Annotated in this window: 24 protein-coding genes; 14 read left to right on the top strand and 10 right to left on the bottom strand. The window is 73.8% G+C overall.

Annotated features, from left to right (window positions below; translation table 11 throughout):
- Nucleotides 1-47: 47 nt before the first annotated feature.
- Nucleotides 48-779, bottom strand: a complete 732-nt coding sequence (locus ABD353_RS16620; protein WP_344624377.1) for a YcnI family copper-binding membrane protein — start codon at nucleotides 777-779, stop codon at nucleotides 48-50.
- A 141-nt stretch (nucleotides 780-920) separates the two neighbouring features.
- Nucleotides 921-1,721 (bottom strand): hypothetical protein, encoded by an 801-nt coding sequence (locus tag ABD353_RS16625; RefSeq protein WP_344624378.1) that lies wholly within the window; start codon nucleotides 1,719-1,721, stop codon nucleotides 921-923.
- A 227-nt stretch (nucleotides 1,722-1,948) separates the two neighbouring features.
- Between ABD353_RS16625 and ABD353_RS16630 the strand changes: the two genes are divergently transcribed.
- From ABD353_RS16630 to ABD353_RS16650, 5 genes are all read left to right on the top strand, one after another.
- Nucleotides 1,949-2,611 carry an ATP-binding protein gene (locus ABD353_RS16630; RefSeq protein WP_344624379.1) on the top strand — a complete coding sequence of 221 codons (663 nt, stop codon included), beginning with the start codon at nucleotides 1,949-1,951 and terminating at the stop codon, nucleotides 2,609-2,611.
- A 65-nt stretch (nucleotides 2,612-2,676) separates the two neighbouring features.
- Nucleotides 2,677-2,907 carry a hypothetical protein gene (locus ABD353_RS16635; RefSeq protein WP_344624380.1) on the top strand — a complete coding sequence of 77 codons (231 nt, stop codon included), beginning with the start codon at nucleotides 2,677-2,679 and terminating at the stop codon, nucleotides 2,905-2,907.
- 45 nt (nucleotides 2,908-2,952) lie between these two features.
- Nucleotides 2,953-4,242 (top strand): amidase, encoded by a 1,290-nt coding sequence (locus ABD353_RS16640; protein ID WP_344624381.1) that lies wholly within the window; start codon nucleotides 2,953-2,955, stop codon nucleotides 4,240-4,242.
- A 41-nt stretch (nucleotides 4,243-4,283) separates the two neighbouring features.
- A complete protein-coding gene (locus ABD353_RS16645) occupies nucleotides 4,284-4,919 on the top strand; it encodes a TetR/AcrR family transcriptional regulator (protein WP_344624382.1) in 636 nt (211 codons plus the stop codon).
- Nucleotides 4,920-5,032: 113 nt separating this feature from the next.
- Complete coding sequence (locus ABD353_RS16650; RefSeq protein ID WP_344624383.1) at nucleotides 5,033-5,929, top strand: alpha/beta fold hydrolase; 897 nt, start codon at nucleotides 5,033-5,035, stop codon at nucleotides 5,927-5,929.
- Between the two features lie 187 nt (nucleotides 5,930-6,116).
- On the opposite strand, the gene ABD353_RS16655 is transcribed toward ABD353_RS16650, so the two are convergent.
- On the bottom strand, nucleotides 6,117-6,356 hold the full coding sequence (locus tag ABD353_RS16655; protein WP_344624384.1) for a DUF5302 domain-containing protein: 240 nt from the start codon (nucleotides 6,354-6,356) through the stop codon (nucleotides 6,117-6,119).
- Nucleotides 6,357-6,691: 335 nt separating this feature from the next.
- Here ABD353_RS16655 and ABD353_RS16660 point away from each other — a divergent pair, with 335 nt between their 5' ends.
- On the top strand, nucleotides 6,692-7,513 hold the full coding sequence (locus tag ABD353_RS16660) for an integrase (RefSeq protein ID WP_344624385.1): 822 nt from the start codon (nucleotides 6,692-6,694) through the stop codon (nucleotides 7,511-7,513).
- Nucleotides 7,514-7,580: 67 nt separating this feature from the next.
- On the opposite strand, the gene ABD353_RS16665 is transcribed toward ABD353_RS16660, so the two are convergent.
- On the bottom strand, nucleotides 7,581-8,531 hold the full coding sequence (locus tag ABD353_RS16665) for a pirin family protein (protein ID WP_344624386.1): 951 nt from the start codon (nucleotides 8,529-8,531) through the stop codon (nucleotides 7,581-7,583).
- 132 nt (nucleotides 8,532-8,663) lie between these two features.
- Nucleotides 8,664-9,155 carry an SseB family protein gene (locus ABD353_RS16670; RefSeq protein WP_425555172.1) on the bottom strand — a complete coding sequence of 164 codons (492 nt, stop codon included), beginning with the start codon at nucleotides 9,153-9,155 and terminating at the stop codon, nucleotides 8,664-8,666.
- Between the two features lie 212 nt (nucleotides 9,156-9,367).
- Here ABD353_RS16670 and ABD353_RS16675 point away from each other — a divergent pair, with 212 nt between their 5' ends.
- Nucleotides 9,368-11,197: an acyl-CoA dehydrogenase gene (locus ABD353_RS16675; protein WP_344624387.1), complete on the top strand. Its 1,830-nt coding sequence runs from the start codon at nucleotides 9,368-9,370 to the stop codon at nucleotides 11,195-11,197.
- 267 nt (nucleotides 11,198-11,464) lie between these two features.
- On the top strand, nucleotides 11,465-12,766 hold the full coding sequence (locus ABD353_RS16680) for a M18 family aminopeptidase (RefSeq protein ID WP_344624388.1): 1,302 nt from the start codon (nucleotides 11,465-11,467) through the stop codon (nucleotides 12,764-12,766).
- Nucleotides 12,767-12,853: 87 nt separating this feature from the next.
- On the opposite strand, the gene ABD353_RS16685 is transcribed toward ABD353_RS16680, so the two are convergent.
- Nucleotides 12,854-14,674, bottom strand: a complete 1,821-nt coding sequence (locus tag ABD353_RS16685) for an NHL domain-containing thioredoxin family protein (RefSeq protein ID WP_344624389.1) — start codon at nucleotides 14,672-14,674, stop codon at nucleotides 12,854-12,856.
- 68 nt (nucleotides 14,675-14,742) lie between these two features.
- Here ABD353_RS16685 and ABD353_RS16690 point away from each other — a divergent pair, with 68 nt between their 5' ends.
- From ABD353_RS16690 to ABD353_RS16705, 4 genes are all read left to right on the top strand, one after another.
- A complete protein-coding gene (locus tag ABD353_RS16690) occupies nucleotides 14,743-15,546 on the top strand; it encodes an aminoglycoside 3'-phosphotransferase (RefSeq protein WP_344624390.1) in 804 nt (267 codons plus the stop codon).
- Nucleotides 15,547-15,637: 91 nt separating this feature from the next.
- Nucleotides 15,638-16,222: a cysteine hydrolase family protein gene (locus ABD353_RS16695; protein ID WP_344624391.1), complete on the top strand. Its 585-nt coding sequence runs from the start codon at nucleotides 15,638-15,640 to the stop codon at nucleotides 16,220-16,222.
- Complete coding sequence (locus ABD353_RS16700; protein ID WP_344624392.1) at nucleotides 16,219-17,133, top strand: GlxA family transcriptional regulator; 915 nt, start codon at nucleotides 16,219-16,221, stop codon at nucleotides 17,131-17,133. Before ABD353_RS16695 ends, ABD353_RS16700 begins: the two co-directional genes overlap by 4 nt.
- Nucleotides 17,134-17,244: 111 nt before the next feature.
- A complete protein-coding gene (locus tag ABD353_RS16705) occupies nucleotides 17,245-17,730 on the top strand; it encodes an LURP-one-related/scramblase family protein (protein ID WP_344624393.1) in 486 nt (161 codons plus the stop codon).
- 53 nt (nucleotides 17,731-17,783) lie between these two features.
- Here ABD353_RS16705 and ABD353_RS16710 read toward each other — a convergent pair whose 3' ends face one another.
- On the bottom strand, nucleotides 17,784-19,004 hold the full coding sequence (locus ABD353_RS16710; RefSeq protein WP_344624394.1) for a glutathionylspermidine synthase family protein: 1,221 nt from the start codon (nucleotides 19,002-19,004) through the stop codon (nucleotides 17,784-17,786).
- Nucleotides 19,005-19,009: 5 nt separating this feature from the next.
- Nucleotides 19,010-19,324, bottom strand: coding sequence for a hypothetical protein (locus ABD353_RS16715; RefSeq protein WP_344624395.1), 315 nt, complete (start codon nucleotides 19,322-19,324; stop codon nucleotides 19,010-19,012).
- Between the two features lie 111 nt (nucleotides 19,325-19,435).
- Here ABD353_RS16715 and ABD353_RS16720 point away from each other — a divergent pair, with 111 nt between their 5' ends.
- Nucleotides 19,436-19,858, top strand: coding sequence for a DUF350 domain-containing protein (locus ABD353_RS16720; RefSeq protein WP_344624396.1), 423 nt, complete (start codon nucleotides 19,436-19,438; stop codon nucleotides 19,856-19,858).
- Nucleotides 19,859-19,937: 79 nt separating this feature from the next.
- Here ABD353_RS16720 and ABD353_RS16725 read toward each other — a convergent pair whose 3' ends face one another.
- Nucleotides 19,938-20,540 (bottom strand): GNAT family N-acetyltransferase, encoded by a 603-nt coding sequence (locus ABD353_RS16725; protein ID WP_344624397.1) that lies wholly within the window; start codon nucleotides 20,538-20,540, stop codon nucleotides 19,938-19,940.
- A 154-nt stretch (nucleotides 20,541-20,694) separates the two neighbouring features.
- Complete coding sequence (locus ABD353_RS16730; RefSeq protein ID WP_344624398.1) at nucleotides 20,695-21,978, bottom strand: adenylosuccinate synthase; 1,284 nt, start codon at nucleotides 21,976-21,978, stop codon at nucleotides 20,695-20,697.
- A gap of 127 nt (nucleotides 21,979-22,105) precedes the next feature.
- Between ABD353_RS16730 and ABD353_RS16735 the strand changes: the two genes are divergently transcribed.
- Complete coding sequence (locus tag ABD353_RS16735) at nucleotides 22,106-22,924, top strand: diacylglycerol kinase family protein (RefSeq protein ID WP_344624399.1); 819 nt, start codon at nucleotides 22,106-22,108, stop codon at nucleotides 22,922-22,924.
- The last annotated feature ends 158 nt before the right edge of the window (nucleotides 22,925-23,082 follow it).

The following is a 23,082-nucleotide window of genomic DNA, read 5'->3' on the forward strand; positions in this document are numbered from 1 at the left end:
GGCCCTGGGCGGTGTCCGCACCGGGGTGCGGCCCGCCGGGCACCGGGTCAGGAGGCGGGGCCGCTCTTGCGGCGCAGGCCGGCCACGCCGAGCGCGGCACCGATCACGCCGACCACGATGCCGACCACACCGAGGGTGCGGGCGGTGGAGTCGTCGGCCTTGGCGGCGGCCTGGTCGCCGGAGGCGTCCTGGGAGGCGTGGTGGTCGGCGGCCGGCGCGGCGGAGGCGGCCGCGGCGGCCTTGGTGAGGGTCAGCACCGGGGCGGGCTTGGCGGGCTCGGGCTGGCCCTCCTTGGCCTCCTCGATCCAGCGGACGACCTCGCCGTTGTCGTAGGTCTGCAGGGCCTTGAAGGTCAGCTTGTCGGTGTTGGTCGGCATGGCGCCGAGCGAGACCCGGAACTCCTGGAACTGGCCGGGGGCGATCTTGGTGCCGGCGTCCGCGGTCCAGGTGATCTTGGAGACCGCCTCGGTGATGTCCTTGCCGTGCGCGTTCAGCGGCTTGTCGAGCTTGGACTTCTCCAGGACGGCCGTCCAGCCGGGCAGCGGCTGGATCCGCACCGAGGCCATCGGGTGGTCCATCGGCAGGCTGACCTCAAGCTTCACGGTGGAGGCGGTGTCACTCTCGTCCGGCACCCGGAACGCCACGGCGGTGTAGCCGCCCTGCGGGACGCTGCCCGGCTGGACGGTGACGTGGGCGGCGGCCGGCCCGGCCAGCGCGACGACGGCGGCACCGGCGACGGCGGCGGCGAGGGCGGTCCGGCGGGCAGGAGTGGTACGCATGATGGGTTCTCCCAGGGGAGCGGGGCGCACGGCGGCTACGGGGCCGCACGGGTGCGCCGGGCTTGGTGGTGGTGCTGGTGAGGGCCGTTCCGCATCGGTGCGGTCCGGCCGGCAGCGCGCGCCACGGCCCGTGCCGGGCGGTCAGCGCGCGAACGCCACCACGGGCGGCCCGCGCCGCACCAGGCTGTGCACCAGGGCGACCGCCCCGGGCAGCGGGACGTCCTCGGCCCGGCGGCGGGGCGCGGCCGGCGCGGCCGCGGGCACCCCGAGCAGGACGGCGGCGAGCATCGCCACCGCACGGCGCAGCGGGGCGGACCACTCGCGGGCCGCCGCCGCGGTGAGCTTCACCAGCCGCCACAGCGCGGCCTCGCCACGCCGCAGCCACCAGCCGGCCACGACCGCCGCCGCCAGGTGGCCCAGCAGCATCGCCGGGCCCGTCCCGAACAGGCCGGAGGCGGCGTGCCCGGCGCCCGCGGCGGCGTACGCGTGCGGGTCCAGACCGGCGTCGCTGATCAGCTGCTCCGGGCTCGTGCCCGCGGGCAGCCGGGTGACGCCGTTGCCGGGCATGTCGTCGCAGAGCAGCCGTCCGGCGGCCTCCGGCATCGACATGCCCGCCATGTGGTGGGCGCGGGCCGGGGTCAGGGTGTGGAAGAGCAGGTGCAGGCCCAGCTGGCCCGCGCCCAGTGCCGCGGTGATCGCCCCGAGCGAGCGTTCGCGCCCGCCGAGCGCCGCGGCCAGCAGCACCACCGCGGCGAATCCGGCCGCCAGTGCGGGCAGGGCGACGTCCCCGCCGCCCACCGCGGCGTGGCCGGCGGCCGCCACCAGGGTGCACACCAGCGCGAACGGCACCGCGCGCGCCACCCGCAGGTCCCAGGCCGCGGCCTGCACCCCGTCGGCGGGGGCGGCGGCGCCTGCGAACGGGGCGGCGGGGTGGGCAGTCATGGCCGGGCCATCATCTCACCGCTCACACCGCCCCCACGGGCAGGGTGGGAAATACGCCGAATGACCCTTTCGGCCCGGCGTGCGGGCCGAAGCGTGCGCCGCGCGGCACACTGTTCCGCACCAGTCCATCCGCCGAACGGGCGGTCGCGGCGCGCGCCGACGGTTCGCTGCCCAAACCCCCGGAGATACCTAGTCGTATGTGGAGCCGCAGCCAGGAGGGACCTCCCGTGGACATCTGGTGGACTCTGCACCTCAAGCGCGACCCGGCCAGCGTGCCGCTGGCCCGCCGCATCCTGATGGGTGCCATGGACACCGCCGGCGTCGACCCGCAGATCGCCTACGACCTCGGGATCGCCCTCACCGAGGCCTGCGCGAACGCCGTCGAGCACGCCGCGACCGGCCGCCCCGATGACGGGTTCCAGGTCACTGCGGCGATCGCCGGCGACCGGCTGCGGATCGAGGTCGTCGACTCCGGGCCCGGCCTGCCGCCGATCGCCCCGGCCGTCCCGGGTGTCCCGGGCGTCCTGGCCGCCGACGGCCACCGCGGCCCGGCCGCCTCCGCGGCCCGTCCGTCCCCGCGCCGCTGCCGCACCCGCCGCGGCCGGGTCACCCTCGGCCCCCCGCCGCTCGGCGGCCGCCACCCGCGCCGCACCGACCGCCCCGGCCCGTACGACACCCACGTCCTGCCGGCCGGCCGCCCCGCCGCGGTGCGCACCCCCGACCCGGACGTCCTGCCCGACCTCGGTGCCGAGTCCGGCCGCGGCCTCTTCCTGATCCACGCGCTCACCGACCACGTCCAACTCCGCAACCATCCCCTGCGCGGCGCGATCGTCAGCTTCGACAAGATCCTCAAGTGGCAGGACGACGCCCTCCTGCGCGCCGCCTCCTGAACCGCGGGCCCGGGGCGCGGGGCCGCCGGATTGCCACCCGCCCGACCCCGGCGCAGCATGGCGGCATGAGGTATCAGATGCGCGCCGAGTACGGCCCGTCCGGCCCGTCCGACGGGGTGAAGACCTGGCACATCAGCCACGACGGCTCCTCCGTCGCCCTGTGCGGGCGGGACCTGAGCCCGGCGTCGGCCGTCCAGGACCCGGAGATGTGGTCCCGCTCGCCGGACCTCAACTGCCACACCTGCGGGGCGCTGTTCCTGCGCGAGACGCCGTACATGCCGGCCGAGCACGAGTGACCGGATCGCCCGTGCCGGGACCGGCGGGCCCGTAGCGTGGGCGCCATGGAGCCGATGACGCCCCTCGTCCCCGCGGCCGCCCGACTGCGGGCCGGCGACCCGCCGCTCGCCGAGTACGTCGAGCGCCTGTGCACCCGGATCGACCGGATCGACCCGGTGCTGCGCGCCTTCGTCCCGGAGCCCGGCCGGCACGACCGGCTGTCGGCGGCGGCGAAGGAGCTGGAGGCGCGGTACCCGGACCCGGCCGGGCGTCCGCCGCTGTACGGCGTGGCGGTCGGGGTCAAGGACGTGGTGCACGTCGACGGCCTGCCCACACACGCCGGTTCGGCGCTGCCGCCGGGGGTGCTGGCCGGGCCGGAGGGGCCGCTGGTGGGGCGGCTGCGCGCGGCCGGGGCGCTGGTCGCGGGCAAGACGGTGACGGCGGAGTTCGCCGTCCTCGCACCCGGGGCGACCCGCAATCCGCACGACCTGGGCCACACCCCGGGCGGGTCGAGCAGCGGTTCGGCGGCGGCCGTCGCGGCGGGGCTGGTGCCGCTGGCGATCGGCACCCAGACCGTCGGGTCGATGATCCGCCCGGCGGCGTACTGCGGCGTGGTGGGATTCCGGCCGACCTACGGGCGGGTCCCGGCGGAGGGGATCGTCCCGCACGCGCCGACGCTGGACACCGCGGGCTGGTACGCGGCCGACCTCGCCGGGGTACGGCTGGCCGCCGCGCTGCTCTGCGACACCTGGGCCGCGCAGCCCGCCGGGCCGCCGGAGCGGGAGCCCGTCCTCGGCGTCCCGGTCGGCGGCTACCTGGACGAGGTGCACCCCGAGGCGCTCGCCGCCTTCGAACACACCGTGCGGGGCCTCGGCCTGACCGTCCGCCGGGTCGACGTGCTGGGCGACTTCGACACCGTGAAGCACCATCTGCGGACGATCATCCGGTACGAGCTGGCGCAGGTGCACCGCGATCTGTTCGCCCGCTTCGGCAGCCTGTACCGGCCGGAGACGGTGGCCGCGATCCGGCACGGCCGGGAGGTCGACCGGGCCGACCACCGGGCCGCGCTGGCCGCCCGGGCGGACTTCCGGCGCCGGGTGGCCGAGGTGACGGCCGATCAGGGTGTGGACGCCTGGGTGACCCCGGCCGCCACCGGCCCGGCGCCGCTCGGCCTGGACTCCACCGGCAGCGCGGTGATGTCGCTGCCGTGGAGCCACGCGGGGCTGCCCGCCGTCTCGCTGCCGGCCGGTGCGCTCGGCGGGCTGCCGCTCGGCCTGCAGTGCGTCGGCGCGGACGGCGGGGACGAACGGCTGCTGGCCGCCGCGGCCGTGATCGGGGAACGCCTGTCGGCGTAGGCTGGCCGCCGACAGCGACGGACGGCCGGCGGAGGAGCGCGGTGGAGACGCCGACCACGGACGGGCGGGTGCAGCGGGGCAACGAGACCCGCCGCGCGGTGCTGGGGCGTGCCGTGGAGGTCGCCTCCGTCGAGGGCCTGGAGGCCCTGTCGATCGGCCGGCTGGCCACCGACCTGGGGCTGAGCAAGAGCGGGGTGTTCGCCAGCTTCGGTTCCAAGGAGGAGCTGCAGCTGGCCGCCGTGCGCGCCGCCCAGCGGATCTTCCGGGACGCGGTGGTCGTCCCGGTCGAGGACCTGCCTCCCGGGCTCGGCGCTCTGCGGGCGCTCTGCGACTCCTGGCTGGCCTACTCGCGCCGCCGGGTCTTCCCGGGCGGCTGCTTCTTCTACGCGGTGTCGGCCGAGTTCGACGCCCGCCCCGGCCCCGTGCGGGACGCCCTCGCGCAGGCCGGCCGGGCCTGGGAGGAGCACCTGACCGACCTGGCGCGCGCCGCCCGGGAGGCCGGCGAGCTCCGCGCCGACACCGACCTCGGCCTGCTGGTCTTCGGCCTGATCGGCATGCTGGAGGCGGCCAACGCCCAGTCGCTGCTGTACGGCGAGGAGCGCCGCTACGACCTCGCCGCGGCCGGTGTCCTGGCGCTGCTGCGCGGCGCGGCGAGCCACCCCGAACTGCTGGCCTGACCCTGCCGCGCCGTCGCCCGGGGAATTCCGTGAGCCTAAAACTGCACGAACGATCGTGCTAATATCTCGCTCCGTCAGGCTCCACCCACCCCGCACCTCCCCGGGGAGACCCCATGGACCGCACCAAGGCACTCGTCGGCACCGCCCTCAACACGGCCGCCCTGATCTCGCCCGACCTCGCCGGCCGGGCCGCCTTCGGCCTCTTCCGCAGGCCCGGCGCACGCAGCCGGGTCCGCCCGGCCGAACGCGAGGTCCACGACCGGGCGCGCACCTCCCACCTCACCGTGGCCGGCAGACGCACCGCGGTCTACCGCTGGGGCGACGGCAGCCGTCCGGTGCTGCTGGTGCACGGCTGGCAGTCCCGGGCCTCGCGCTTCGCCCCACTGGTGGCCCGGCTGCTGGCCGAGGGCCGCAGCCCGGTCGCCTTCGACGCGCCCGCCCACGGCGGTTCCGCCGGCTCGACCACCACGATCCTGGAGTACGGCGAGGCCATCGGCCGGCTGCACGAGCTGGACGGCCCCTTCGAGGCCGTGGTCGCGCACTCCTTCGGGGTGGCCTGCACCTTCCACGCCCTCGGCGAGGGCCTGCGGGCCGACCGCCTCGTGGCGGTCGCCGGCGTCACCGACTTCCGCTACGTGATCGGCGGCTTCCGCGCCCAGCTCGGGCTGTCCGAGCGCGTCTCGCAGCAGGTCGCACGCCGCGTCGAGGAGGTGCTCCTCCCCGGCGCCGGGCCGGTCTGGGAGCGCTTCGACGCCGCCGGCCGGCCGGCCGACGCCGTGCCGCCGACCCTGGTGGTGCACGACGAGGGCGACCGGGTGGTGCCGTTCCGCCAGGCCGGCCGGCTGCAGGCCGCGTACGGCGGACGGGTGCGGCTGCTCGCCACCCGCGGGCTCGGCCACCAGCGGGTGCTGACCGACCCGGCCGTGCTCGACAACGTGCTCGGCTTCCTCACCGAGCCGGACGCCCGGGCCGCCCGGCCTGCGGACCGCATCGCGGGCGCCACGGCATAGGACGTGTCTTCAGGGGCGTACGGATGCCACACAGTGGCGGGTGGGGGCACCTCCCGGCCTCCAGGCTGGGGGCGGAACTGCGCAGTTCTCCCCGGCCTTCGAGGACACGCCCCGGCGGACGGCCGGGACGGAGGAACACGGCGGCGGGCGGACCCCTTCCGGGATCCGCCCGCCGTCCGGCTCGGGATCAGCCGCCGCTCTTGCGGCGGAAGGTGCGCTTGCCGCCCGCCGCCGCGTGCGTGCCGTGGATCTTCGAGCCCTCGCCGCCCTGCCCGGCGCCGCCGCTCCCGCGGCCGCCCTGCTTGCGCTCCAGCGCGGCGAGGAACTTCGCCTTCACGTCCTCCTGGGCGGGTGCCTCGGCGGCCGCCTCGACCGGGGCGGCCCCGGTCTCGGACTGCTCGGCGGGTGGGGCTGCTTCCTTGCTCATGGCGCGACCTCCGGTACGGGGCCCCGGGACAGGGGCCGGGTGCAGTGCACACCCTGCCACGGCGGCGGCCGCCCGGCGGGTTCATTTCACTTCGTCGGGGAACCGGGGGCCGCCGATCAGGTAGAAGAGCGCCAGGATCGGGAACCCGATCGACGCGATCACGAGGACGAAGAACTGCCAGACCATCGCAGACTCCTCGGGCGAGGGCGGGTGATCCCCCGACCGTAAGCCGCGCTCCGGCCGGTCGCCACCGCGCGCTCCGGCGCACGCTGACGGTGCCGGTCGAGTCCGTCCGACCCCTGTACCGGGCGGCCGCCCGCACGCAGACTGGTCCGATGCAGGTACAGCTCGCCGGAGAACCGTACGGGCCGGGCCGCGAGAGCGAGGACTTCGCCGCCGCCTCCGCCGAAGCGCTGGTGCTGCTGGACGGTTCCAGCATGCCGACGGACCTGGAGTCCGGGTGCCGCCACGGCACCGCCTGGTACGCCAGACGGCTCGGGGTCCACCTCCTCGCCCGGCTCACCGACCGGGCCGACCGCTCGATCGCCGAATGCCTGGGCGACGCCATCGTGGAGACGGCGGCCCTGCACGGCGGCCGCTGCGACCTCGCGAACCCGAACACCCCGGCCGCCATGGTGGTCGCCGCCCGCAAGGTCGGCGGCTCGCTGGAGTACCTGGTGCTCGGCGACTCGCTGCTGGTGCTCCACCCCCGCGAGGGCGCGCCCCGGGTGATCGGCGACAACCAGCGCTTCCCCGGCGGGGAACTGCTGCGCCGGCAGGTCTGGACGACGGTGCCGGGCAGCACCGAGCGGGCCGAGCTCTACCTCGCGTACGCGCAGGCCGTCCGGGCCGCCCGGAACTCCGGGCACGGGCCGTGGATCGCCGCCGCCACGCCGCGCGCCGCCGAGCACGCGGAGACCGGCTTCGTCCCGCTCGACGAGCTGCGGGGGGTGGCGGCGCTGACCGACGGCGCGGCCCGGTTCACCGAGCGCTTCCGGCTCGGCAGCTGGTCGGACGCGCTGCGGCTGCTCGCGGAGTCGGGGCCGGCCGAGCTGATCGCCCAGGTGAGGGCCGTCGAGGAGGCGGACGCCGACTGCACGCGCTGGCCGCGCGGCAAGAAATCGGACGACGCCGCCGCCCTCTACGCCCGGATCTGACCCGGCCGGGCCGCGGACGCACCCGGGGCCCGGCGTGTGCCGGGCCCCGGGTGCGAGCGGTGCGGGTTCAGTCGACCGGGTGGCCGAACGAGCCGGACTGGAAGTCCTTCATGGCCTGCTCCAGCTCCCGGTGGCTGTTCATCACGAACGGGCCGTACCAGGCGACCGGCTCGCGGATCGGCTGCCCGCCCAGGACGATCACGTCCAGGTTGGGGTGGCGGGACTCCTGCTTGGCGTCCGCGGTGATGGTGATCGTGTCGCCGTCGCCGAAGACCACGGCCTGGCCGGTGTGCACCGGCCGCCGCTCGGTGCCGACCGTGCCGTCGCCGTTGAGCACGTAGGCGAGGGCGTTGAAGTCGGGACGCCAGGGCAGGGTGACGGAGGCGCCCGGGGTGAGCGTGGCGTGCAGCAGGGTGATCGGGGTGTGGGTGGCGCCCGGCCCCCGGTGCCCGTCCAGCTCGCCGGCGATCAGCCGCAGCACGGCGCCGCCGTCCGGGCTGGTCAGCAGCTTCACGTGGCCGCCGTGGATGTCCTGGTAGCGCGGCTGGGTCATCTTGTCGCTCGCGGGCAGGTTGACCCACAGCTGGATGCCGTGGAACAGGCCGCCGCTGAGGACCAGCGACTCCGGCGGGGTCTCGATGTGCAGGATGCCCGAGCCGGCCGTCATCCACTGGGTGTCGCCGCCGCCGAGGTGGCCGCCGCCGCCGTGCGAGTCCTTGTGGATGAACTCGCCGTCGATCAGGTAGGTGACGGTCTCGAAGCCGCGGTGCGGGTGCCACGGGGTGCCCTTGGGCTCCCCGGCGGCGTACTCCACCTCGCCCATCTGGTCCATCATGATGAACGGGTCGAGGAACTTGGTGTTGATCTTGGCGAAGGCGCGGCGGACGGGGAAGCCCTCGCCCTCGAAGCCCTCCGGAGCGGTGGCGACCGCCAGCACCGGGCGGGCGACCGCGGCGGCGGGGTCGGGGGTGGTGACGCGCGGCAGGGTCAGCGGGTTCTCGACGGTCACGGCGGGCATGTCGGCCTCCTTCAGGGGGTTCTCTGGCCTACGTCCGAAAGATTAGTTCAATCCTCAACCAATAGCAAGTTGAACATTGAACTAAATGGGCGTGGCTGTGCGGGAGGCCGTACGCCTCCCGCGGGGGTGGGGTCAGCCGTACATCCGGCGCATGGTGAAGTCGACCATCTGCTCGACCGCCTTCGCGTCGAAGACCATCCGGTGTTCGCCCTCCATGTCGAGCGCGAAGCCGTAGCCGGTCGGCAGCAGGTCCAGGACCTCCGCGCCGGTGACGCTGAAGTGCTTGGACTCCTTGCCGGCGTAGCGCCGCAGCTCCTTGAGCGAGCTGAACATCGGGATCACCGGCGTCGGGGTGTTGTGCAGGGCGAGGAAGCCGGGGCGGTCGCCGCGCGGGCAGTGCACCTTCGAGGTGATGAAGATCGCCTGGAAGTCCTCGACCGGCATCGAGCCGGTGGTGAAGGCCCGGACGGCGTCGGCCAGCGAGGGCGGCGAGGGCTCCGGGTAGAGGGACTGCTGGGCGCCCCCCTGCTGGGGGTCGCCGTACGGGCCGGGGCCGGGCATGCCGTTCATCCCCGCCTGCTGCTGGTAGGGGTCCTGGTACGCGGTCTGCTCGTAGCCGTACACGGGGCAAGGCTACCGGGCCGGGGCGCCCCGCAGGGGGGACGGATCTCACAAGGTGTGCGCGTCCGGGGTTGTGGGACGTGACCACGTTCATAAGGCTTTGCCGTGAGAGGGCTTGCCCAAGTTACTGCCGGGTAGCATCATGGTGCGTACTGGTGGGTAAGTGGCGCTCGATCGGCGGGCCCACGGCAAGCAGACGAACCGGAGAAACGGTCATGGGTCACTACAAGTCCAACCTGCGGGACGTGGAGTTCAACCTGTTCGAGGTGTTCGGCCGCGAGCAGGTGTACGGCACCGGCCCGTTCGCCGACATGGACGTCGACACCGCGAAGAACATCCTCAGCGAGATCTCCCGCCTCGCCGAGAACGACCTCGCCGCGTCCTTCACCGACACCGACCGCAACCCGCCGGTCTTCGACCCGGAGACCAACACCGCGCCCGTCCCGGCCACCTTCAAGAAGAGCTACCAGACCTTCATGGACGCCGAGTGGTGGCGCCTGGGCATCCCGGAGGGCATCGGCGGCCAGGTCACCCCGTCCTCCCTGGTCTGGGCCTACGCGGAGCAGGTCCTCGGCTCGAACCCCGCCATCTGGATGTACTCCTCCGGCCCGGCCTTCGCCGGCGTCGTCTACGAGGAGGGCACCGAGGAGCAGCACAAGGTCGCCCAGCGCATGGTCGACGGCCTCTGGGGCGCCACCATGGTGCTGACCGAGCCGGACGCCGGCTCGGACGTCGGCGCCGGCCGCACCAAGGCGATCAAGCAGGAGGACGGCTCCTGGCACATCGAGGGCGTGAAGCGCTTCATCACCTCCGGTGAGCACGACATGTCCGACAACATCATCCACCTGGTGCTGGCCCGCCCCGAGGGCGGCAAGCCCGGCACCAAGGGCCTCGGCCTCTACATCGTGCCGAAGTACGACTTCGACTGGGAGACCGGCGAGCTCGGCGAGCGCAACGGCGTCTACGCCACCAACGTCGAGCACAAGATGGGCCTCAAGGCCTCGAACACCTGCGAGATGACCTTCGGCGCCAAGCACCCGGCCAAGGGCTGGCTGCTCGGCGAGAAGGTCGACGGCATCCGCCAGATGTTCAAGATCATCGAGTTCGCCCGCATGATGGTCGGCACGAAGGCGATCGCCACCCTGTCCACCGGCTACCTGAACGCCCTCGAGTACGCCAAGGAGCGCGTGCAGGGTGCGGACATCGCCAACTTCCTGGACAAGACCGCCCCGCGCGTCACCATCACCCACCACCCCGACGTCCGCCGCTCGCTGATGACGCAGAAGGCGTACGCCGAGGGCATGCGCGCCCTGGTGCTCTACACCGCCTCCGTCCAGGACGACGTGCTGGCCGCCCGCCTGCGCGGCGAGAGCGACGAGGCCGCCGAGCGCCTGAACGACCTGCTCCTGCCGATCGTCAAGGGCTACGGCTCGGAGAAGTCCTACGAGCAGCTCGCCCAGTCCCTGCAGACCTTCGGTGGCTCCGGCTACCTGCAGGAGTACCCGATCGAGCAGTACATCCGCGACGCCAAGATCGACACCCTGTACGAGGGCACCACCGCCATCCAGGGCCAGGACTTCTTCTTCCGCAAGATCGTCAAGGACGGCGGCCAGGCGCTCACCGCCGTCTCCGAGCAGATCCAGAAGTTCATCGCCACCGGCGAGGGCGGCGACGCCCTGGCCGCCGAGCGCGAGGCGCTCGGCAAGGCCGCCGGCGACCTGGAGGCGATCGTCGGCAAGATGCTCGCCGACCTGACCGCCGTCCAGCAGGACGTCACCAACATGTACAAGGTCGGCCTCAACGCCACCCGCCTGCTGCTGGTCTCCGGCGACGTCGTCATCGGCTGGCTGCTGCTCCGCCAGGCCGCCGTCGCGCTGGCCAAGCTGGAGGCCGGCGCCTCCGAGAAGGACGTCCCGTTCTACCGGGGCAAGGTCGCCGCGGCCCGCTTCTTCGCCCGCAACGTCCTGCCCACCACCGCCCCGCAGCGCCTGATCGCGGAGGCCGTGGACAACGAGATCATGGAGCTCGCGGAGGAGGCCTTCTGAGCCCCCTGAAGTCTGCCTGACACACCCTCACGCCGTGGGGCCCGGTCCGCCGACCGGGCCCCACGGCGTTTCACCGTAGGACGGAACCGGGCAAACGGAACGTCACGGGCGGCATGACGGACGGTCGGGAATGCACTGTGTCCCGGTGTTCTCACCGTTGTGTCACCGTTTTTGAGTTCGCCGCGTCATGTCCGTGTACGGGCATATGCTCAGATGCGGACCCGGTACCCCCATCCGGCGTCCGACCTCCCTCAACCCAGGAGCAGCATGTCGACCGCCGACCGCCCGGCCCACTTCGACCGGACGCACACCGACGATCTGATCGCCTTCCTCGGCGCCGCACCCTCGCCCTACCACGCCGTGGCCGCGTCGGCCGAGCGGCTGGAGAAGGCGGGCTTCCGCAGGGTCCTGGAGACCGACGCCTGGGGGGCCGAGGCCGGCGGCCGGTACCTGATCCGCGGGGGCGCGCTGATCGCCTGGTACGTGCCCGAGGGGGCGGGCCCCGAGACGCCGTTCCGGGTGGTCGGCACCCACACCGACTCGCCCAACCTCCGGGTCAAGCCGATCCCGGACACCGGCTCCTCCGGCTGGCGCCAGGTCGCCGTGGAGATCTACGGCGGCGTCCCGCTGAACACCTGGCTCGACCGCGACCTCGGCATCTCCGGCCGCCTCGCGCTGCGCGACGGCACCGCCCGGCTGGTGCAGATCGACGAGCCGCTGCTGCGCGTCCCGCAGCTCGCGATCCACCTGGACCGCGCCGTCAACGAGGGCCTGAAGCTCGACAAGCAGCGCCACCTCACCCCGATCTGGGGGATCGGCGAGGTGACCGAGGGCGCGCTCCTCGAGTACGTGGCGGGCAGGGCCGGCGTGGCCGCCGCCGACGTGGCCGGCTGGGACCTCATGACCCACGACGTGCAGCCCGCCTCCTACCTCGGCCGCGACCGCGAACTGCTGGCCGGCCCCCGGCTGGACAACCTGCTCTCGGTGCACGCCGGCACCGCCGCGCTGGCCGCCGCCGCCACCGGCGACGCCCCGCTCGCGTACATCCCGGTGCTCGCCGCCTTCGACCACGAGGAGACCGGCAGCGAGTCCGACACCGGCGCGCAGAGCCCGCTGCTCGGCAACGTACTGGAGCGCACCGTGTACGCCCGCGGCGGCACCACCGAGGACCGCGCCCGGGCGCTGGCCGGCACCGTCTGCCTCTCCTCCGACATGGGGCACGCCGTGCACCCCAACTACAGCGAGCGGCACGAGCCGGGCCACCACCCGATGCCCAACGGCGGCCCGATCCTGAAGGTCAACGTCAACAACCGGTACGCCACCGACGGCGTCGGCCGGGCCGTGTTCGCCGCCGCCTGCGAGAAGGCCGGCGTGCCGTGGCAGACCTTCGTCTCCAACAACGCCATGCCCTGCGGCACCACCATCGGCCCGATCACCGCGGCGCGGCTCGGCATCACCACCGTGGACTGCGGCATCGCCGCGCTCTCCATGCACTCCGCCCGCGAGCTCTGCGGCGCCGAGGACCCGTACCTGCTGGCGAGCGCCCTCAAGGCGTTCCTGGAGGGCTGAGCCGGGGCCCCGGGGGCCGGTCCGCGGGCGGTGGGGGCCGCCGCGCGGACGGCCCCCGTTCACTCCGGGCCGTTCACTCCGGTCCGGTCACTCCATGCCGGCGAGGACCAGCGGCAGCCGGCTCACGCCGTCGGCGGTGAGCTTCACCGGCACGCCCCAGTCCTGCTGGTGCACGTGGCAGGCCGGGTACTCGATCTCCGGGTCGTCGTCGCAGGACGCCGCCATCGCCGACACGTGCAGCACGCCCTCGGCGACCGCCGCGTTCAGCACCAGTTCGCGGGAGAGGTCGGTGTCCGCGCCCTCGCCCGAGAGCAGCAGCTCCGGCGGGGTGGAGCTGACCAGCAGCCGGGTCGACGGGCCGTAGCGCTCGTCCAGCTTCTGCCCGGACGGGGCCTGGAAGACCACGTCCAGCCGCAGGGCCCCGGGGGCGACCTCGGTGGCGGCGCGCTGCGTGCGGTGCGCCACCGACTCGACCCGGACGGCCTCCTCGGGCAGGCGCAGCCGGGTCAGCCGGTGCCGGGCGGACTCCACCACGACGATGTCGCCGTCCACGACCACGGCGCCGGAGGGCTCGCGGACGTCCGTGGCGAGGGTGGTCACCTCGCCGGTCTCCGGGTCGAAGCGGCGCAGCGCGTGGTTGTAGGTGTCGCTGATCGCGACCGAGCCGTCCGGCAGCACGGTGACGCCCAGCGGGTGCTGCAGCAGCGCCTGGTCGGCGGCGCCGTCGCGGTGGCCGAAGTCGAACAGGCCGGTGCCGACCGCGGTGTGCACCGAACCTGTTTCACGTGAAACCCAGCGCACCGCCGAGGTCTCCGAGTCGGCCACCCAGAGCCGCTCGCCGTCCGCGGACACCGTCAGGCCCGACGGCTGGGCGAACCAGGCCTCGGCCACCGGGCCGTCGACCAGGCCCTCGTTGGTGGTGCCGGCCGCGACGGCGACCGTGCCGGCCGCCGGGTCGAAGGCCCACAGCTGGTGCACGCCCGCCATGGCGATCCACACCCGGCCGTCGAACCAGGCGACGTCCCAGGGCGAGGAGAGGTCGACCTCGCGGGCCGGGCCGGCGGTCGCCGACCCCTGCCACCACTGCCGGCCGGTGCCGGCCAGCGTGGTGACGCTGCCGTCGGCGAGCCGCAGGCCGCGCAGTGCGTGGTTCACGGTGTCCGCCACCACCACGTCGTAGCCGAGGTCGAGGCCCGCCGGGACGAGGGCGAGGCCCTGCGGCTCGCTGAACCGCGGCGCGGCGCCGTCCACCAGGCCGCGCTCGCCGTCGCCGATCCGACGCAGCACCGTCTCGCCGTCCTCGGCCAGCTCCACCAGCGAGTGGTGCCCGGAGTCGGCCACCAAGTAGTGGCCGTCCGGCAGCCGCACCGCCTTGCCCGGGAACTTCAGGTCGCCGGCCTGCGGCTCGGGCGCCACGTACGGGCCGTCGCCGCGGCGCAGCGTGCCCTTGGCGGCGTGCTCGGCCTCCAGCTCCTCGACCAGGGCGGCGATCGCGTGCGCGTGGCCCTCGCCGGCGTGCTGCGCGACGACGTACCCCTCGGGGTCGATCACCACCAGCGTCGGCCAGGCCCGCACCGCGTACTGCTTCCAGGTGGCGAGCTCCGGGTCGTCCAGCACCGGGTGGTGCACCTCGTACCGGGCCACCGCGTCGACCACCGCGCGGTGGTCGGCCTCGTGGACGAACTTCGGCGAGTGGACTCCGACGATCACCACCGTGTCGCGGTGCTTCTCCTCCAGCTCCCGGAGTTCGTCCAGGACGTGGAGGCAGTTGATGCAGCAGAAGGTCCAGAAGTCGGCGATGACGATCTTGCCGCGGAGGTCGGCCAGCGACAGGTCCTTGCCGCCGGTGTTGAGCCATCCGCCCTTGCCCACCAGTTCGGGGGCGCGTACACGTGCACGAGAAGCCATGCCCCAATCAAACCCGATGCGCGTGAGAACCATTCCGGTCCCGGGCGGCGGGGGGCGAGAATGATCCGGTGATCATCGCCAGTACGCCCTCGGGGCCGGTCGAGGTGCCGTCGTTCGTCACCGGGTTCGCGCGGGGCCGGCCGGTGCGGGCCGTGTGGCGCAACACGCTCGGCGGGCTGACCTTCCAAATCGGGGCGGACGGCCGGCGGCAGTTCGTGAAGTGGCTGCCGGCCGGCCGCGGCACCTTCACGGCGGAGGCGGTACGGCTGCGCTGGGCGGCCCGCCACGCCGCGGTGCCGCAGGTGCTCGACGAGGGCGCCGACGACGAGGGCTCCTGGCTGGTCACGGCCGGCCTGCCCGGCCGCTCGGCGGTGGACGGGCGCTGGCTGCGCGAGCCCGCCGCCGCGGTGCGGGCCGTCGGCGAGGGGCTGCGCGCCCTGCACGAGGCGCTGCCCGCCGCCGACTGCCCGTTCGACTGGTCCGCCGGGCCGCGGCTGGAGGCCGCCCGCGCCCGTGCCGCGGCCGGCCGGACCTCCCTGGCGGACTGGCCGGAGGAACTGCCCCGCTTTCGCACCGTCGACCGGGCGCTGGCCGCCCTCGCCGACGTCCCGCCGCCCGACGGGCCGGTGGTCTGCCACGGCGACGCCTGCGCGCCCAACACCCTGGTCGGCGAGGACGGCCGGCCGAGCGGCCACGTCGACCTGGGCACGCTCGGCGTCGCCGACCGCTGGGCCGACCTCGCCGTCGCCACCTGGAGCACCGTGTGGAACTACGGCCCGGGCTGGGAGCGGCCGCTGCTGGACGCCTACGGCATCGCACCGGACGCGGAGCGGACGGCCTACTACCGGCTGCTCTGGCACCTGACCGGCTGAGCCGGACCGCCCCGGCCGGTGACCGGATCGTTCCGGTGCGGGGCGTGATCATGTCTGGGGCGCGGGCCCGCCGGCGGCCACCATGGAGGACATGAAGAGCGCACTCGTCGTGATCGACGTCCAGGAGTCCTTCCGCCGCCTGCCCAACTGGGAGGCCGTCTCCGACCCGGGGATCGCCGACAAGGTCGGCCGGCTGGTCGCCGCCGCCCGGGAGAAGGGCGACCTCGTGGTGTGGATCCTGCACACCGACCCGGGCAGCGGCACCCCCTTCGACCCGGAGTCCGGCCACGTCCGGCTGATGGACGGCCTCAAGCCCGAGGACGGCGAGCCCGTCCTCACCAAGACCTCGCACAACGCCTTCACCACCACCAACCTGCAGCAGCAGCTCACCCGGCACGGCATCGGCGAGGTGGTGGTCAGCGGGATCCGCACCGAGCAGTGCTGCGAGACCACCGCCCGGGTCGCCTCCGACCTCGGCTACCAGGTCGTGTTCGTCACCGACGCCACCGCCACCCACCCGATCGAGCACCGGGACGCCCCGGCCGGCCGCAGCCTGGCGGAGGTCCTCGCCGACCCGCGTACCCTGTCCACCGACGAGATCATCGCGCGGACCGAGTACGCCCTCGCACGGCGCTTCGCCCGGATCGCCACCGTGGAGGAGCTGACCGGATCGTGACCAGGGTGGTCTTCCTGCTGGCGCCGCGGCTGCACCTGCTGGACCTCGCCGGTCCGGCCCAGGTGTTCTCCGCGGCGGCCGACCTCGGCCACACCTGGGAGATCGGGTACGTGGCCGAGCAGGAGGACGTCACCACCGCGCAGGGCATCGGGCTGAAGGCCGCCACCCGGTGGCCCGAGCTGGCCGCCGGCGACCTGGTGGTCGTCCCGGGCTGGCGCTCGCCGAGCCTGCCGACCGGGCCGGTGTTCACCCGGGAGACCCTGGAGCGGGTGGTCGCCCACCACACCGCCGGCGGCACGGTGGCGAGCATCTGCTCCGGCGCGGACGCACTCGGCCGGGCCGGCCTGCTGGACGGCCGCCGCTGCACCACCCACCACGACCTCCAGGACGAGCTCGCCCGCCGCTACCCGCGGGCCTCCGTCGTCCCCGACGTGCTGTTCGTCCAGGACGGCAGCGTCCTCACCTCCGCCGGGATCGCCAGCGGGATCGACCTGGCACTGCACCTGCTGGCCGTCCGCCACGGCCCGTACGTCGCCGCCCAGGTGGCCCGCACGATGGTCGTCCACACCCGCCGCAACGGGGACGAGCAGCAGGACAGCGCGATGCTGCGGCACCGTGCCCACCTCAGCGACGCCGTGCACCGGGTGCAGGACGTCATCGACGCCCGGTTCACCGACCCGCTGCTGCTCACGGGGCTCGCCGCCGGCGCCGGCGTCAGCGAACGGACCCTCACCCGGCGCTTCACCGAGGCGACCGGCCTCACCCCGCTGCGCTACCAGCAGCAGCTGCGGCTGGAGCACGCCGAGCACCTGATCGGCCAGGGCGCCACCGTCGAGTCGGCCGCCCGCGCGGTCGGCTTCCAGGACGCCCGGATGCTGCGCCGGCTGCGCGCCCGGCCCGCCGCGGACTGACGGCACCCGGACGGCCGGTCTCCGCGCCCCGCCGCGCGGCCGAGGGCTGACCTGCGGCCCGGCGTCCGGCACGATGTGCTCGGCAGTGTCCGTCGAGGGAAGCAGGCAGGCATGAAGTACGTGGTCAAGGAACGGCTGTTCGCGGTCGGCGACGACTACTGGATCGAGGACGGCGACGGCGAGAAGGCCTTCCTGGTGGACGGCAAGGTGCTGCGGCTGCGCGACACCTTCGAGCTGCAGGACCCGTCCGGCACCGTGGTCGCCGTGATCAAGGAGAAGGTGCTCACCGTCCGCGACGCGATGCGGATCGAGAACGCCGAGGGCGACACCGTCGCGACCGTCCGCAAGAAGCTCTTCACGCCGTTCCGCGACAAGTACCTGGTGGAGCTGGAGGCCGGCGGCGAGCTGGAGGTGCACGGCGACCTCATCGACAAGGAGTACAAGGTCGAGTCCGACGGCGGGACGGTCGCCGAGATCTCCCGCAAGTGGTTCCGGATCCGCGACACCTACGGCGTGGAGATCGCGGACGGCGCGGACGTGCCGCTGCTGCTCGCCGTCGCCGTCTGCCTGGACCGGATGGTCGAGCACAACGCCTGACGCTCCGTCGGGTGNGCGGGCGCCGACCGCCCCCGCCGCGGCCCGGCCGGTGCTCAGACGATGACGTGCGGCAGGAAGCGCGCGCCGACGTGGGTGATCGGCGAGTCGTGCGTCTCGCGGATGCCGAGCCCGGCGGCCTCGCCGTCCACCACCCAGGCGCCCAGCACCGGCTGGTTGCCGTCGAACACCGGCAGCGGGCAGAGCTGCTGGTAGCAGAAGCCCTCGTCGCCGTAGCGGTCCGGGTCGCCGGCCCAGGCCGGCAGCAGGGTCTCGTCCCCGCCCGGCTCCACGATCCGCACGCCCGAACCCTCCCGGCCGAGCAGCGGCTTGGCCGCGTACCCGGTGGCGACGAGCTCGCGCGGCCCGTCCAGGTAGGCCGGCAGCAGGTTGGGGTGGCCGGGGTACAGCTCCCACAGCACCGCCAGCAGCGCCTTGTTGGAGAGCAGCATCTTCCACGGCGGCTCGATCCACAGCGTGGAGCCGGTGGAGCCGCCGAGGTCGACGGTGGCCAGCAGCTGGGCGCCGAACTCGTCCTGCGCCAGCCACTCCCACGGGTACAGCTTGAACGCGGAGCGGATGTAGCGGTGCTGCAGGTCGACGAACCGGCCGGTCAGCCCGTCCAGGCCGATGTCCTCCACGGCGATCGACACCGTCTCCAGGCCGGCCTGCTCGGCGGTCTCCTGGAGGTAGAGGGTGGTCATCCAGTCCTCGCCCTCGAAGTCGCCGCGGGAGTGCGCGAAGTGCACCGGGCCGGGCGGCAGCAGGTCCTTCTGCCGGCTCCAGGCGGCGACCAGCCGCTCGTGCAGCGAGTTCCACTGGTCCGCCTCGGGGAAGCGCTCCTCCATCCAGAACCACTGCGGGCTGGCGGCCTCGATCAGCGAGGTCGGGGTGTCCGCGTTGTACTCGAACATCTTGGCCGGGCCGGTGCCGTCGTACGCCAGGTCGAACCGCCCGTACAGGGACGGCTGTTCCTCGCGCCGCCGCCACGAGGTGGCGATCACCTCGGCGAGCCGCGGGTCGGTGATGCCGTAGTCGGCGAACCGGCCCGTCCGCACCACGTGGTCGGCGGCCTCCAGGCACATCCCGTGGAGTTCCTCGACCACCTCCTCCAGCGCCTCGACCTCCGGCAGCGAGAACTCGTAGTAGGCGCTCTCGTCCCAGTACGCGTACTCGGTGCCGGGGTTGCGCGGGTCCTCGCAGACGGCGTAGATCAGGCCCTGGGCCTCGACCGCGGCCTGCCAGCCCGGCCGCGGTTCGACGGTGCGGCGGCGCATCGCGGTCAGCCCCCGCTCGAGCCGGAGCTGCCGCTCGGGCAGCCGAAGCCGCCGCGCTTGGTGGCGGCCTTGTCGAAGGTGCCGCCGGCGGCGGTCAGCGAGCCGGAGCCGCAGTAGTACCAGCGGCCGGCGGCCGCGGTGGTGCCGGTGGAGCAGGAGTGGTCGTCGAGCACCTTGAGGGTGCCGGGGTCGACGCAGCGCCGGGGTGCGCTGCCGCCGGACGTGGAGCAGCCGGTGAGGGCCAGCGCCAGCGTCCCCACCATGCCGAGGGCGACGACGCCCGAGCGGCGGCGGGCGGAGGAGGGGTCGGTCTGCGTCATGACGGGTGATCGTACTTAAGGCTCCCCAGCACCGGAACCATGGGATATCTTTTGCCGGTCCTTGACACTTCGGGTGGCACCTGGCGTGGCACTCCGCCCTGGGGGAGCAGCATGAACGACATCGTCCACGGCCTCGGCGTGGCCGCCGCCTACGGCGCCGTGGGCCTGGTGCTGCTGCTGCTCGGCGTGGGCCTGGTCGACGCCCTGACGCCGGGCAAGCTCGGCCGGCAGATCTGGCTGGAGCGCAACCGCAACGCCGCCGTGGTGCTCAGCTCCGCGCTGATCGGCATCGGCGGCATCGTCTTCACCGCGATCATGTACACCTACGACGAGTTCGGGAAGGGCCTGGCCGCGACCGCGCTCTTCGGCCTGCTCGGCCTGGTGCTGATGGCCGCCGCGTTCTGGCTGGTGGACCTGCTGACCCCGGGCAAGCTCGGCGAGGTGCTGGTCGACCCCGAGCCGCACCCGGCGGTCTGGGTGACCGCCGCCTGCAACCTCTCGGTCGCCGCCATCGTCGCCGCGTCGATCGCCTGAGCCCGCCCGAGCGGCCCGCACGCGGCCGGCACCCCGACCACCGGGGTGCCGGCCGCCTGCCGTTGCCGCGGGCGGCGGCTCAGCCCTCGGCCAGCCGCTCCGTCAGCCGGGCCTTCGCCGCGGGCCACTCGTCGTGGAGCATCGAGAAGTAGACGCTGTCGCGCCAGCTGCCGTCCGGCCGGCGGCGGTGGCGGCGCAGGGTGCCCTCGTGCCGGGCGCCGAGGCGGCGGATCGCGTTCTGCGAGCGCTCGTTGAGGTGGTCGGTCTTCCAGGTGACGCGGCCCATGCCGAGCTCCTCGAAGGCGTGGGTGAGCAGCAGCAGCTTGGACTCGGTGTTCACCGCGGTGCGCCAGACCCGCCGGGCGTACCAGGTGCCGCCGATCTCCACCAGCTCGTCGCGCGCACTGAAGTCGAGGTAGCAGGTGACGCCGACCGCCCGGCCGTCCGCGGTGGAGACCACGGCGAACGGGACGCAGCCGCCCGAGGCTGCGTCGGCGAGCCGGCCGGCGATGTTCGCGGCCATCGCCTCCTCGGTGGCCGGCGCCTCGTACGGCAGCCAGCGCCACACCTCCTCGTCGCCGCCGCTCGCGGCGAAGAGGTCCGGCACGTGCTCCGGGGTCAGCGGTTCCAGCCGGACGTGGCGGCCGGTCAGGACGGTCGGGGCGGGCAGCTTCGCGGTCATGCCGCCGACCCTAGACCCGTTATGCACTAGGAGCAATCCACTTCTGCACTAGTGCAATGATCTCGGGAAATGCGGAAGGGCCCCGCACCGAGCTCGGTGCGGGGCCCTCCGGCGGGTGTCCCCGAGGCGTCCCGGACGGGTCCGGGCGCGAGTCCTACAGGAAGGAGTTGATCTGGATGGTCTCGGTGCGGCCGGGGCCGACGCCGATCGCCGAGATCGGCGCCCCGGACATCTCCTCCAGGGCCTTCACGTAGGCCTGCGCGTTCTTCGGCAGGTCGGCGAAGGTCTGGGCCTTCGAGATGTCCTCGCTCCAGCCCGGGAGGGTCTCGTAGACCGGCTTCGCGTGGTGGAAGTCCGACTGGTTGTAGGGGAGCTCCTCGACCCGGCGGCCGTCGATCTCGTACGCCACGCAGACCGGGATCTGCTCCCAGCCGGTGAGCACGTCCAGCTTGGTCAGGAAGAAGTCGGTGAGGCCGTTGACGCGGGTGGCGTAGCGGGCGATCACCGCGTCGAACCAGCCGCAGCGGCGGTCGCGGCCGGTGGTGACACCGCGCTCGCCGCCGATCCGGCGCAGCGCCTCGCCGTCCTCGTCGAGCAGCTCGGTCGGGAAGGGGCCCGAGCCGACGCGGGTGGTGTACGCCTTGAGGATGCCGATGACCCGGTCGATCTTGGTCGGGCCGATGCCGGAACCGGTGCAGGCGCCGCCGGAGGTCGGGTTCGACGAGGTCACGAAGGGGTACGTGCCGTGGTCGACGTCCAGCAGGGTGCCCTGGCCGCCCTCCAGCAGGACGACCTTGCCGGCCTTCAGCGCCTCGTCCAGGACGAGGGTGGTGTCGGCCAGGAACGGGCGGATCTTCTCGGCGTAGCCGAGGTACTCCTCCAGCACCAGCTCGGCCGGGATGGCGCGGCGGTTGTAGAGCTTGACCAGGATCTGGTTCTTGTCGTGCAGCGCCGCCTCGATCTTCTGCTGGAGGATCGACTCGTCGAAGAGGTCCTGCACCCGGATGCCGACGCGGTTGATCTTGTCCGCGTAGGTCGGGCCGATGCCGCGGCCGGTGGTGCCGATCCGGCGCTTGCCGAGGAAGCGCTCGGTGACCTTGTCCAGGGTGCGGTGGTACGGCGTGATCAGGTGGGCGTTGCCCGAGATCAGCAGCTTGGAGGTGTCGATGCCGCGCTCGTTCAGGCCCTGCAGCTCGGAGAGCAGCACGCCCGGGTCGATCACGACGCCGTTGCCGATGACCGGGGTCACGTTCGGGCTGAGGATGCCGGAAGGCAGCAGGTGGAGGGCATACTTCTGGTCGCCGATGACCACCGTGTGACCGGCGTTGTTGCCGCCCTGGTAGCGGACGACGTAGTCGACGGAGCCACCGAGGAGGTCAGTAGCCTTCCCCTTGCCCTCGTCTCCCCACTGGGCGCCAACGAGCACGAGTGCCGGCACAGGCGTACACCCCTTCCGGTTGGGGCATCCTGCCGAAGACCGCAGTCTGCCCCGAGATAGACGAAGCCCCTGGCGCAATAGCGCAAGGGGCTCTTGCACCGAGAGATTACCTGAGGAAGGACCGGTCGTGTCGTCCCTGTCCACGCCCGCATCCCGCCCCGACGGACGCGGTGCGGGGGAGCCGCTGCTGGTACTGGTCGACCCGGCGGCCGGACGGGCCGACGGCGAGTCGGTGCGGATCGCCCGGGACGTGCTGTGCGGAGGCGCCGACGCGAAGGTCGTGCTGCCCGAGAGCCGGTCCGAACTCGACCGCGTGCTGTCCCACCGGGGCCGTCGCAGACCGGTCGTGATCGGCTCCGACCAGGCCGTGCACAAGGTGCTGCAGGCCCTCCACCGGCAGCGTGACCTGGGCACGGATCCGGTGGGGGTGGTTCCGGTCGGCCCGGCCGGCGCCGTCCTCGCCTGCCGCGCGCTCGGGGTGCCGGAGCAGCCGGTGGCCGCCGCCCGGGCGGTGCTCGGGGGCGCCCCGCGCAAGCTCGACCTGGTGGTGGACGACGGCGGCGGGGTGGTGCTCACCGAGTTGCGGATCGGCGCGGAGCCCCGCCGGGCCCTGCCGTCACTACGTTCGCTATGGGCGAAACGGGCTGCGCCCGACCAGGCGACCGTTCCCGACCCGGAGTCCACCCCGATGCGGGTCGAAGCGGACGGACGGCTGCTCGCCGACGTCCACGAGCGGATCCGGCTGCTGGAGGCCAGGCCGGCCGGGGGCGAGCTGGAGCTGGTCATCCGCACCGCGGGAGCGGAGCGCCGGCTGCGCGCCGCCGCGCTCAGCGTGGCCGGCCGGAGCTTCGGCTACAGCGCCGACGGCTGCCCCGTCGGGCCGGTCCGGCATCGGACGTGGACGGTGTATCCGGGGGCCTGGGCACTGCTGCTGCCCGCCGGGTGAGCAGGATCACGCCGGACCCCGGTGGCCGACGCCCCGTCAGGCGGGTCCGCGCCCCGAAGAGCGCGCGTGACAAGGGAGTGCGCCGATCGCCGGAAAACGCGTCGGAGAAATGGCGCGCGGTGTAAGGGGTTTTGTCTACGCGCGTTGCCGTCGGTTCG

It is taken from the genome of Kitasatospora arboriphila, assembly GCF_039528095.1.
Lineage (GTDB): Bacteria > Actinomycetota > Actinomycetes > Streptomycetales > Streptomycetaceae > Kitasatospora > Kitasatospora arboriphila.